General features: G+C 41.7%; 12 protein-coding genes and 4 tRNA genes. 8 read left to right on the forward strand and 8 right to left on the reverse strand.

The genetic code is table 11. The features are described 5' to 3' along the window. Positions 1-7 precede the first annotated feature (7 nt). The 5 genes from ACRQ5D_RS17765 (at position 8) to ACRQ5D_RS17785 (ending at position 7,508) form a co-directional block, all read left to right on the forward strand. A complete protein-coding gene (locus ACRQ5D_RS17765) occupies positions 8-2,965 on the forward strand; it encodes a beta-galactosidase (RefSeq protein WP_432326094.1) in 2,958 nt (985 codons plus the stop codon). Between the two features lie 13 nt (positions 2,966-2,978). Continuing rightward, a complete protein-coding gene (locus tag ACRQ5D_RS17770; RefSeq protein ID WP_091163152.1) occupies positions 2,979-4,106 on the forward strand; it encodes an acyltransferase family protein in 1,128 nt (375 codons plus the stop codon). A 126-nt stretch (positions 4,107-4,232) separates the two neighbouring features. Next, the gene (locus ACRQ5D_RS17775) at positions 4,233-4,556 is read left to right on the forward strand and encodes a hypothetical protein (RefSeq protein WP_432326096.1); all 324 of its coding nucleotides are present in this window, start codon (positions 4,233-4,235) and stop codon (positions 4,554-4,556) included. After that, entirely contained in the window at positions 4,546-6,366 is a 1,821-nt protein-coding gene (locus ACRQ5D_RS17780; protein WP_432326098.1) for a GH92 family glycosyl hydrolase, read from the forward strand. The genes ACRQ5D_RS17775 and ACRQ5D_RS17780 overlap by 11 nt, the downstream gene beginning before the upstream one ends. Further along, on the forward strand, positions 6,363-7,508 hold the full coding sequence (locus ACRQ5D_RS17785) for a LamG domain-containing protein (protein ID WP_432326100.1): 1,146 nt from the start codon (positions 6,363-6,365) through the stop codon (positions 7,506-7,508). Before ACRQ5D_RS17780 ends, ACRQ5D_RS17785 begins: the two co-directional genes overlap by 4 nt. A 6-nt stretch (positions 7,509-7,514) precedes the next feature. On the opposite strand, the gene ACRQ5D_RS17790 is transcribed toward ACRQ5D_RS17785, so the two are convergent. The 6 genes from ACRQ5D_RS17790 to ACRQ5D_RS17815 form a co-directional block, all read right to left on the reverse strand. Further along, positions 7,515-8,003: a substrate-binding domain-containing protein gene (locus ACRQ5D_RS17790; RefSeq protein ID WP_432326101.1), complete on the reverse strand. Its 489-nt coding sequence runs from the start codon at positions 8,001-8,003 to the stop codon at positions 7,515-7,517. Positions 8,004-8,044: 41 nt separating this feature from the next. Beyond that, positions 8,045-8,200, reverse strand: coding sequence for a hypothetical protein (locus ACRQ5D_RS17795; protein WP_432326102.1), 156 nt, complete (start codon positions 8,198-8,200; stop codon positions 8,045-8,047). 38 nt (positions 8,201-8,238) lie between these two features. After that, positions 8,239-8,541, reverse strand: coding sequence for a LacI family DNA-binding transcriptional regulator (locus ACRQ5D_RS17800; RefSeq protein WP_432326104.1), 303 nt, complete (start codon positions 8,539-8,541; stop codon positions 8,239-8,241). Positions 8,542-8,699: 158 nt separating this feature from the next. Beyond that, a tRNA-Lys gene (locus ACRQ5D_RS17805) sits at positions 8,700-8,772 on the reverse strand. 87 nt (positions 8,773-8,859) lie between these two features. Beyond that, a tRNA-Lys gene (locus ACRQ5D_RS17810) sits at positions 8,860-8,932 on the reverse strand. Positions 8,933-9,387: 455 nt separating this feature from the next. Then, positions 9,388-10,086: a WD40/YVTN/BNR-like repeat-containing protein gene (locus ACRQ5D_RS17815; RefSeq protein WP_432326106.1), complete on the reverse strand. Its 699-nt coding sequence runs from the start codon at positions 10,084-10,086 to the stop codon at positions 9,388-9,390. Between the two features lie 140 nt (positions 10,087-10,226). On the opposite strand from ACRQ5D_RS17815, the gene ACRQ5D_RS17820 reads away from it, so the two are divergent. Further along, positions 10,227-10,310, forward strand: a tRNA-Leu gene (locus ACRQ5D_RS17820). A gap of 63 nt (positions 10,311-10,373) precedes the next feature. Further along, positions 10,374-10,457 (forward strand) — tRNA-Leu (locus ACRQ5D_RS17825). Positions 10,458-10,475: 18 nt separating this feature from the next. Here the strand turns inward: ACRQ5D_RS17825 and ACRQ5D_RS17830 are convergent. Both ACRQ5D_RS17830 and ACRQ5D_RS17835 read right to left on the reverse strand, forming a co-directional pair. Then, positions 10,476-10,727 carry a hypothetical protein gene (locus ACRQ5D_RS17830; protein WP_091163217.1) on the reverse strand — a complete coding sequence of 84 codons (252 nt, stop codon included), beginning with the start codon at positions 10,725-10,727 and terminating at the stop codon, positions 10,476-10,478. A gap of 196 nt (positions 10,728-10,923) precedes the next feature. Then, entirely contained in the window at positions 10,924-11,400 is a 477-nt protein-coding gene (locus ACRQ5D_RS17835; RefSeq protein WP_432329801.1) for a GDSL-type esterase/lipase family protein, read from the reverse strand. On the opposite strand from ACRQ5D_RS17835, the gene ACRQ5D_RS17840 reads away from it, so the two are divergent. Then, on the forward strand, positions 11,345-11,557 hold the full coding sequence (locus ACRQ5D_RS17840) for a hypothetical protein (RefSeq protein WP_432326109.1): 213 nt from the start codon (positions 11,345-11,347) through the stop codon (positions 11,555-11,557). The genes ACRQ5D_RS17835 and ACRQ5D_RS17840 overlap by 56 nt on opposite strands. Positions 11,558-11,674: the final 117 nt, after the last annotated feature.

Here is an 11,674-nt window from a genome sequence, read left to right on the forward strand (position 1 = left end):
AAAAATCATGAGAATACGCTATACCATATTAACATTTATCCTATTGTTAACCGCTTTTACATCAGCCCTCAGCCAGGGCTCAAACGATTATATCTTCCCAACTACAGCAGTTGCTAAGCCTTATATTGATTTTGACAGTAAAGGTTTCATTGTTCAGGGTAAACGTACGTTTATAGTATCAGCCGGATTGGAGTACTCTCGCATACCGCATGAACTTTGGTACGACAGGTTGATGAGAATCAAACGGGCAGGTTTTAATTGTATCGAGATCTACACTATCTGGAATTTTCATGAAGAGCAGGAAGGTAAATTTAACTTCAGCGGGGACCGTGATCTTGGAAAATTTCTGGACATAGTAAAGCAACTTGGTTTATATGCCATTGTGCGTGTTGGCCCGTATTATTGCGCCGAATGGGATAACGGTGGCTACCCGATATGGCTTAAATTTAAAAAAGGTCTGCGGGTACGTGAAGACAATAAACCATTTGAACAATATGTCGACCGCTTTTTTGATCATCTTTTGCCTGTGGTGTTCCAAAGGCAAATCAATAAAGGAGGAGCGGTTATACTGGTTCAGTTAGAAAACGAGCATCCCAACGGTTGGGGAACCGTAATGCCCGATGGTTATTTCAAACATCTTCAGGCAAAAGCTTTGGATATGGGTATGCAGGTGCCATATTTCTTCAGCGGTTTACACCACGCCAGTGACCCTGCAGGTGATGGAAAGCTTGACGATGATAAACGCCCGAACCCATGGTTCTCTACAGAGTTCTGGACTGTTTGGTATTCACAATATGGAGCCAAGCCGGGAGATGCTGAGCTTTACGACAGACGTACCTGGAAAATCATTGCTCATGGCGGTAACGGTTATAACTACTATATGGCCCATGGTGGTTCAAACTTTGGCTATACCAATAATGACGAGGATGCAGCTTCGTACGATTATGGCACGGGTATAGGCCAGGCGGGCGATTTACGACCGATTTATTACACTTTCAAGCGCGCCTCATGGTTCTCCCGCAGTTTCCAGGATGTATTGGAAAACAGCACAAACGCTTCCGAAATATACAAAGGCATTGCTGCTGATACAGCAGTTAAAATATCTGCCCGTACAAGCCCGGCTGGTGATCTGATATTCCTTGATAATCCGGGAGCATCTAAGGTAAGTACATTGTTAAATATCAAGGGTGACGAAGGTTTGCTTGCGGGTAAAAAGATCAGCGTGCAGCCTAAAGAGATCTATCCTTTGGTGCACAATTACAAGCTTAATGATGAAGTTACGCTTGATTGGGCGCTTACCCGTGTATTCGCTATTGTTAAACAGGTTAATACGACGACTATAATTGTTGATGCTGAAGCAGGCGATCAGTTGTTGCTTCGTTTCAATACTAAAGAGAAAGCTCTGTCAGCATCGGCTTCGGTAAAAATCGGCAATAATAATTTGCTAATTGATGAGCAAATGCCTGCTACTGCCGAAATGCCGGTTGAATATACTTTTAATTCAGGCTCGCAAACTATAAGGGTTTTGGCCATGAACCACACTTTAACCGATAAAACGTGGATAGTTGGCATTGAAGGCACAAGCTATATCATCACAGGGTTAAACTATGTTGGTGATCTATCGGTTAAAAATGGACAATTAAAAGTTACGGCAGAAACGCCTTTAATACAAAATGCAGGCCAGAAGATAATGTTATACACTGATGGTAAAGGGATTGCTTTCAGTGTCGACGCGCAAGAAGGGAATCAGCCGCGGACTATCAGTCTAACTAACTGGCAGTATAAAGACGCGTCCGTTAATGCTGCTCCAAATGTTAATGCCAGCAGCTGGCTCAAATCAAAAGATCCGCAGCCAATGGGAGCGGATGACGATATAACTGCCGATGCCTGGTACCGGGCTTCGCTAAACATAACATCTAACGGAAAATATACCTTGCAGGTTAAAGGAGGGGGCAGGGGACAGGCGTTTATTGATGGCAAACCTGCTGCTAAATGGAAATTGAACGATAATGAGTTAACGATTAATCTAACCAAAGGCAAGCATAACTTAGCTGTTTTTGCAGCGCATGACGGGAGGGATAAGCTGGCCGCCTATCTGGGGCCGATTGATGAGGTTGATAGCAAAGGGCTTTTCGGTAACGCGTTGATCAAAAAAGGCGGACCGTTTATTTCTGAGCTTAGCGATTGGTATTTTACCAGGGCCAATAAAAAGTATGATGTAAAACAAGGACCACCGGCGTTTGATACATCGGTATACAAAAAGTATAAAATAGGCAATGATGTTTTCAACCTGAAAGAGGGTTATGCCTGGTTTCACATAACTATTCCGCAGCAGCCGGCGGGGACTTCAAAATTAGCAGTGCTGTTTAAAAGCGTTGACGAAAACGCCACCGTATTTATTAACGGTAAACAAGTAGCCCATCATGACGGCTGGAACCAGCCATTTGAAGTGAACATTACTGATGCAGAAACCTTAAAACACCCGGTTGATCTTACCCTTTTTATTGAAAATTACTCAAATGAAGGGGGCATCGATCAATCTGTAAAAATCAATGCCATAGGTGATGCCACAGCGGTAATCAACTGGCAATTAAAAGGTGGTCCGGGTGATGCGCAAGCTGTTCAGGGCTGGACGAAGCTTGAAGCAGTTAAGCAAGTAAAAAACGTACCAGCCTTTTATCGCACCATTTTCAGTCTGCCATCATCAGCAGGAAGTACATTCATCTGGCGTTTTGATCCCGATGGATTAGGACATGGCTCCGTTTGGGTTAATGGTCACAACTTAGGCAGGTACCCTGAAAAACTGGATATGAAAAGCCTTTATATCCCCGAATGCTGGCTTAAACCGGGTGTAAACCAGGTGGTGGTTTATGACGAAGACGGCAATAGTATCAATAAAACCCGTATTGTGGCAGAAGGAGCTGCAGGCCGGTTAATCAAAGAAATTTCAATACCCCTTAATTAATATAATTGCAAAAATGGCTGCAACAACCGAAAGATTTACCGCGCTCGATGTTTTCCGTGGTATGACCATTTGCTTCATGATCATCGTTAATGCCCCCGGTTCGGGGGCAAACGTATGGTCGCCGCTTGATCATGCACCCTGGATTGGTTTTACACCTACCGATCTGGTTTTTCCTTCTTTCCTTTTCGCAGTAGGCAACGCGCTTAGTTTCTCTAAAAAGAAATTTGAAACTGATGCCGCTTTTATAGGCAAGATTTTTAAGCGCACTGTGATCATTTTTCTGCTGGGGCACCTGATGTATTGGTTCCCGTTCTTTCACCGTGAAGCAGGTAGCTGGGTATTTAATCCGCTAAGCCATACCCGTATTATGGGGGTGCTACAACGGATTGCTTTGTGTTACTTTTTTGGCGCGTTGATAGTTCATTACTGCTCGCAAAAAACGGCCGTTATCATATCTGTTTTACTTTTAATTGGCTACTGGGCATTCCTGATATTTTGTGGTGAACCGGGTAAAGAGTATACCATGCTTGGCAACGCAGGTACCCGGTTGGATATTGTATTGATGGGCAACAACCATTTATATCATGATAAAGGCGGCCCCATAGCTTTCGACCCGGAGGGTTTACTCAGCACCATGACGGCTATTGTTAATGTGATTGGCGGGTACCTGGCCGGAGCGTTTATACAGCGTAAGGGTAAAAATTATGAGTCGATTGCGCGCTTGTTCATGTGTGGGGTATTGCTGATAGCTGCTTCATTATTCTGGGCACAATTTTTCCCTATAGCCAAAAAATTGTGGACAAGCTCATTCACACTTCTTACTATCGGGATTGATCTTTTACTGTTAGGTTTTATGGTGTTCGCCATCGAAATAAAAAAGGTAAAGAGTAGCACAAACTTCTTTCTCATATTCGGGCGCAATTCACTGGCCATATATCTGCTGTCAGAATTGCTGTTAACCGTGTTCCAAACCATTTGGGTAAAACCACAGCTAAGTTTTTACGACTGGATAAACCAGGCGTTTTATCAAAAAATATTCCCCGGCGCGTTTGGTACATTGGTGTTTGCGCTTTGTTATATGATGCTTTGCTGGCTGGTGGCATATCTGCTTGATAAGAAAAAGATCTATATAAAAATATAACATCCACGTAGAGACGCATAATTGCGTCTCCAACTATACAGAGAGGGTATACACGTTAAATGCCCTGCAAGAGGGAGACGCAATTATTCGCCTCTACATTAGTGTTTTAAATTATTGATTGCGCAATTGAAGAAGATAATCTGTTTAGTTTCAATCATTACATTATTGGGCAGCAACCTCTATGCCCAGCAAATAAATCATCTACAATATGTTGATCCGTTTATTGGTACATCACTTAGCAATGTGCTTACTAAATGGGGCAACAATGGTGGTTGTTATCCTGGAGCCGTTGCGCCATCGGGTAGCGTACAGCTAAGTCCAGAAACAAGGACAATGGGGGCAAGGGGATATAATTATACCGATAGCTCAATTTATTATTTCAGTTGTTTTGGCCACATGAGTGGCTTCCCCGAAGGTCTCGTCCGGACATTTCTTTGTGATGCCATTTAATGGAAACAATATTTTTGAGCCTGGTAAATCAAATCTCCGTTTTTCGCACAGAAATGAAATGGCTGCTCCTGGCTATTACAAGGTAAGTTTTGACGGTAAACAGATTGTCGCCGAAGCTACCGCTACGGCAAGAACAGGCATGTTCCGTTTTACATTTAATGGGAACGCTAATCCGCAAATCTTTATCGGTAATGCCGGCGAAATTCAGGTGGTATCAAATAAAGTGCTTCATGCTTCAAATGCTAACGCGGTAATAAACTTTAACCAAGGGTACACTGATAAAAAAGAAGTTAAAGGCGGCTGGCTGTTTACTTTCAGCAAAGCTCAGGCAGGTGCCACAATTATCACTTTACAATTAAGCAAATCATCGGTTGGTTACCCCGGGGCACAGCATAATATCAATCAGGAAACAGGTAGCCTTAGTTTTGACGAGATACGCGCCAAAATAAATAGGGAATGGGCTAAACTATTATCAATCGTTGATATAACCGATGATAATGAGCAGAATAAAAGGGTGTTTTACACAGCACTTTATCATTCATTATTGCTGCCGTGGGTTGCTGATGACGCTGATGGCAGTTACCGCGGTACGGATGGTAAGGTCTATCAAAAAACAGGTCAAAACCAGTATGAAGCTTTTTCTCCATGGGATACATTCCGGTCGTTACATCCTTTGCTCACTTTGTTATATCCGCAAAAGCAACAGGATGTGATCTTGTCTATGTTGGATGTATACAAGCAAAGCGGTCACCTGCCTACCGAAAGTATGACGGGCAACCATGCTGTTCCAATTATTGTTGATTCCTATTTGAAAGGGATTGTGGGCTTTGATAAAGATTTTGCTTATAAGGCTATGAAGAAAGATTTGGTTGACGGGCCATTTGTTCAGTCAGACATGGAAGTTTATCACCAAATGGCCTATGTCCCCTTTACCCGGCCCGAGTCAGTTACCCGCACGGTTGAGTATGCCTATGATGACTGGGCGCTGTCGCAATTCGCAGATAAGGTGATGAATGATAAGCCGACTTATCAGTTATTATCAAGCAGAGGTTTTAACTACCGCAATCTTTTAAATAAGGACGAACTGTTTATGCTTCCGCGTAATGGAGATGAGTTTAAGCTTCAGCCCGGCACATCGGGTTATAAAGAAGGCGACAAATGGGTATATTCCTACTTTGTGCCTCAAAATGGTAAAGACTTGATTAATATGACCGGCGGCAATGAGCAGTTTGCCGCCCGTTTGAATTCAGCTCTTCGCAATAATGTTATCCTCTTTGATAACGAAACTGTTTTTCACTTACCTTATCTGTTTAACCAGGCCGGCAAGCCACGGTTAACACAAAAATGGGTGAGAGATATCATGCTCAATAGGTTCAAGGCTACTCCTGGCGGTTTGCCCGGTAATGATGACCTCGGTTCAACATCAAGCTGGTATGTCTTTAGCTCGCTCGGGATATATCCGGTATGTCCTGGTAATCCGCTTTACGCTATCGGTGCGCCTTTGTTCAAATCTGTAACGCTTCATTTACCCAATGGCAAAAAGTTCATCATCGACAGTAATAATTCATCTGCAAAAAATAATTACGTACAGGCTCTGCATGTGAATGGCAAAGCCTGGCAACAATTGGCCCTGACACATTCGGTGTTGGTTAACGGTGGTGCAATGACTTTTGATATGGGGAAAGCCCCAGGTAACTGGCCAACCGATAAAGATCCGATTGAGCTATCGGCCACACAAAAAAATACTGCCTTTAGTATAGCGAGTTATTCGGTCGATAAAAAAATGCAGTGCCTGACGAGCCGCTTGTGATAAGGTTTAAACTTAAAAATACAGGTAGCAAGGGCATTAAAACCGTAAAGCTGTTGGTTAACGGAAAGCCATATAGTTATAAAAACTGGCTGGTTGAGCCGGGACAAACTGTTCAGGATTCTATTGAGTTTCGCCTTTACCCTGTGGGAAAAACGGTACTGAAGCTTGATAATACACTACCGTTGATTGTCGAAGTGAATCTGCCTGCAAAACCGCAGGAACAAGCTTTTAATATATCGGGGCTGGAGGTAAAACCGATGATCAGGTTGAATGAAAGCCAGGAAATAAAATACCGGATAAAAAATACTGGCGGATTAAAGCAAACCTTTATTATACCTGTAATCCAGAATGATTCGGTTGTTTTTACCGATAATATTAAACTTGATGCCGGTGAAGTTAAAACCATTAGTCATCATATAAAAGCTTCCAAAAACGGATTTGAATATGTGAGGGTCGATACGGCGAAAACTATCTACAAGGTTTATGAAAATGCTACAGAATCATTATTACTTGATTTCGCATCGATAGTCCGTGGTAAGATAGTTGCTGATAGTTCGGGCTTTCATAACAACGGAAATGTTATTTCATCTTCAGTAACGACTACTAATGATAAATTGTTATTTAGCGATAGTACTTATGTGGAAGTCCCAAACTCACCAGCTTTGGACAATATGGATGAATCCATTACTATGATGGGATGGGTTTACCCGATGGGCAATAAGAAAGGTCTGGTTGATATCATTACCAAAGGCGATAACCATGTATTGCAAATGACGGATAGCAAAACCCTCACTTTTTTTGCCGGTGGATGGGGCAGGGGGGACTGTACCGTAAACCTTCCTGTCGATTGGAAGCAGCACTGGCACCACATAGCCGGCGTGTGCAACGGCAAAACGCTGTATGTTTATATCGATAGTGTTTTGGCCGGAACCACGCTGTTAGAGGTAACCGCTGATCTGTCGGTAAATAACAAATGGACGTTAGGCCGAAACGAAGAGTTTCCATCGGAACGCGTGTTTCACGGCTTTATGGACAGAGTGAAAGTATTCAAAGCCGCATTATCCGCTGATGATATCAAAAATATAGTGTCGTCAGAAAAAAGTAAGCTGGTGGTGTCTCCTACGTTTAAGAACGATATTTAACAATCTCTAACTGGCTGTTGATGCTCTTGCTATTAATTGCGATGGCATTATCAGTTCCTGCTTGGCTTCATTAAGCCGCCCGGACAGACGGCCGAAAAGGGTTTCCGCTGCCTGCTTCCCCATATCATACGCAGGTTGTAAAATTGTAGTAAGCGATGGATTAAGTATGGCCGCGGTAATTTGATTGGTAAAGCAAATAACTTTTACATCACGAGGGATCTGTAGTTTCAGTTCATCGCAAGCCAGATAAGTTGCGGTAGCCAACTGCTCAACTGTAGCTATGATACCATCTGGTTTAACGGTCGTCAAATGCGCTTTGATCATATTTACGTTTTCCTCCGTATATTTATTGGAGCAGGTTACTATTTCTGCATCTTTAACTACAAACCCATTTTCAGTTAAAGCGTTGCGATATCCTTGTTCCCGGGCGGTTAAAATAGAAGGATATCCACTGATGGTAACCAGTGAGATGTTTTTACATCCGGCTTGCAACAAGTGTGTGGCTGCGTTGTAAGCGCTATTATAGTCGTCGGTTACTATTTTATCCGCAGTAATATCCTCGCAAACCCTGTCAAAAAAACTATGGGGATGCCTGTTTCCTGTAATGTTTTAATATGTCCGGTATCCTGGGTGCTGCTGGCTACCGACATAATGAGGCCATCAACGCGTCCGCTGGCCAGGTCGTTAAACATGGATGCTTCCCGTTCATAACTGTCATGGGAAAGGTAGATCAGCGCATGGTATTTTTTGGCGCGACAATACTTTCAATTCCGTTAATGGCCTGGCTAAAAAAGCTGTCGGCAATTTCGGGTATAATGATGGCTATAGTATTGCTGCTTTGTTTGCGGAGACTGCTGGCATAAGCGTTAGGTACGTAATTTAAACGCCTGGCAGCTTCCATTACCCTCAGTTTGGTTTCAGGACTTATATCATAGCTATCGCGAAGCGCTTTGGATATAGTTGCGGTTGAAAGGTTAAGCTCTTTCGCAAGCGTTTTCATATTCACCTTATCGTTCTTATTACCGCCGGTCATTTTTAGTATTGGTTATGCTTAATTGTGGAGCAATATAACGAAAAAGATGTTCAGTAGTTTCGACACGACTCAACCTGAACGGAAGAAGGGCTTCTATATGTTAAAACAATATTGGGTGCGGTTTAAATGAGAAAAGGCACAATTTCTTGTGCCTTTCGTGATCCCGCTGGGACTCGAACCCAGGACCCCAACATTAAAAGTGTTATGCTCTACCGGCTGAGCTACGGAATCTTTCTTTAAATTTTTCGCTTACTAAGGCGTGGCTGTTTAAAGGCAGCTTTTGTTTTTAAATGAAAAAGCCTCTTTTCAAAGGCTTTGTGATCCCGCTGGGACTCGAACCCAGGACCCCAACATTAAAAGTGTTATGCTCTACCGGCTGAGCTACGGAATCATTCTTTAAACTTTTTCGGTTCGGTTAACCGTTTCCGTTTAAAGTGGTGCAAATATAGGGTTCCTAATTATTACCTGCAAGCTATTTTTTAAATTAATGTTAAGGTTTTTTAAGCCGTTAAAAACCAGTAAACTACAATTTTAGAACGGCTATTTTACCACTATTCCCGGCTAATAATACAAGCTTACCGTGTTTTGCCCTACGGCAAACGTTAAAACTTGTGCTATCTATTTGTTTCCATGTTTGGCCGCCGTTTGTTGTAATATTGCTCCCGGGTGTGCCTGTAGAAAGAAACATTCCGGATTTTATGTGCTCAACACTTGATTGAAACCCTGCCGGCCCTGTTTGGGATGGTGTAAATGTGAGGACAGGGTGAACCGCCAGGATAGTCGCCACTGAATCTGTTTTTTTATCACTGGCATAATCACCCCCAACAATGATACCGGTATTTTGCCCTATCGATATTGAAAAAGCGCCTTCACTGCTTTTTTCATGTGTAAGTGGAAGGTTTGAATACTGCCATTGATTATTGTGAGGCTGTAAGGAAATAAGCCTGGCGTTACTACCCCTGAAACGATGTATATCGCCTCTTTGTCCGATACTCTGAGGCATGTGCCACTTGCGGCAAACGATGCCTCTCCAGGCAGTGCATTTGGGGCATTATTCGACTCGTTCCAGGTTTCACCGCCGTCTTTGGTTTCCAGTAATAAAAATTTATTGTTGATCGGGTCGCCCAAGATGTAGCCATGAAGGTTATCGGCAAAATCCATGGCGTCTAAAAAATAGGTGGTATCCGTTTTTCGATATTTTTCATGCCAGGTTTGTCCGCCATCAACCGTTTTCAAGATGAGGGACGGCGTGCCCGAACTCATGATTACGGCCTCTTTATCGTTGAAAGCTTCAATATCCCGAAAGTCGGATTTTTCATAGCCCTTTATTTGCTGCCAGTCCCAGGTTTTGCCGCCATCGTTTGTTTTGGCGATGTATCCTTTGCTGCCGCTTATCCATGCCGTATTATCATCAACTACAGATAAACCACGGATGCTTGTTGGTTTATCCTGTTGTAAAACGGTAATAGTTTGTGCTTTCAGGACAGAATTGAACCACAAAGAACAAAGTAAGATACTTGAAATAAAAATGCGGTTTAGTTTCATTACGTGTGATATAAAGAGTTTTATGAAACCTAAGTTAGATTTTCAAAGGCCGTTAAACAACATAATATTGATTTTTTAATTTATTAAGTTGCAATTTGCCGGAAACGATTATATTTGCACGCTTGTTAATAAAACGATAAGCCCGGATGGCGAAATTGGTAAACGTTGCGGTCTCAGAAGCCGTTGAGAATTGTCTCTTGAGAGTTCGAGTCTCTCTTCGGGCACGCCTTTTTTAAAGTAAGAAAAATTAGAATGTGAGAATTGAAAGATTCTCACATTTTTTAAAAGCCCAGGTGGCGAAATTGGTAGACGCACCATCTTGAGGGGGTGGCATTCGTAAGGATGTACGAGTTCGAATCTCGTTCTGGGCACACCTCTTAAACTTTTTTTTAAGATCTCTTCCCCTCTTTTAATCCACGGACTTCCTGCTGTAATACATTAACTTGTCCTTCCAGTACTTTCAACCTGATCTCATTGATCCTGCTTTGTGTTTCCTGCGATGAACGGATATCTTTAATGTCGCCTTTCAATTGGAAGTAGCCTGTCATTACCGAAACAACAATGCTTACGGTGCTGGCTATGGTGACTATCATATTCTTTATGGTAATGCCCCTGATCTCTCTGTGTTCAAATGTTGTCATGATGTAGATATTATAAATTGGTTGAGAAATGCGCGGGTATTTAATTGCTTGCGCTATAATGATGGTGAGCAAAATCTCAAAATCCCCATTAAAAAATAAAACGCCTGGTAATATTTTTTATATGCGATTTTGATAGGTATGGTAAATCATAAAACTCCAAAAAAAGATTTAATCGGGCTTTAAGATTCAGAGAAATTCAATTAACATAGCCTTTTATGAGCCTGCGCCAATTAAAATATCCTGCTTGACTAAGGTGGATACCATCAATCGTAAGATCAGGGTCTATCTTATCTCCTTTTAAGAACTCGGGATACAAATTAATAAACGTTACATTAGAACTATCGCAAATACTTTTGGCATCCTTATTATACCTTACAATTTTTGTATTTAAAGTGTCTAACGACGTAGGGAGAATCGATTCAACAAATATGCCTGTACTCGGTGATTTCGTTTTTATTAAGTTTATCATTGTAACAAGATGAGCGATAACAGTATCTGAAGGTATCGCATATCTAAAATCATTTATCCCAAATTCAATAAAAAGCCTTTTCGGTTTACGATAAATCAGCCTGTTAATTACTTCTATACCATTTTCTGATATACTACCAGCAAAACCCATGTTCTTAACAAATGGATTATCAAATCCTCTTTCAACATTAAATCCTTCCGTAATGCTTGTTCCTAAAAAACAATTTCATTTTTATTGGGCTTTGATTTTAAAAAATTCGACCAACGCTGTTCGGTATCTGATGGCTTTTGGGGATGAAAAAACAGCCAATTGCCATAATACAGCCGTTTACCCACAAAAAACAATACAAATAAAATATTGAGTGATAACGAAGCTATCAACAAACGTTTTTTAAACTTATTATTAAATATTAATTATCTACAATTCTTATGCGAATTTATAATTATAAATTAAGTTAGTGTTACTTCTTTAAACATGT

The organism is Mucilaginibacter sp. P25 (assembly GCF_050859465.1).
GTDB classification, from domain to species: Bacteria; Bacteroidota; Bacteroidia; order Sphingobacteriales; family Sphingobacteriaceae; genus Mucilaginibacter; species Mucilaginibacter gossypii.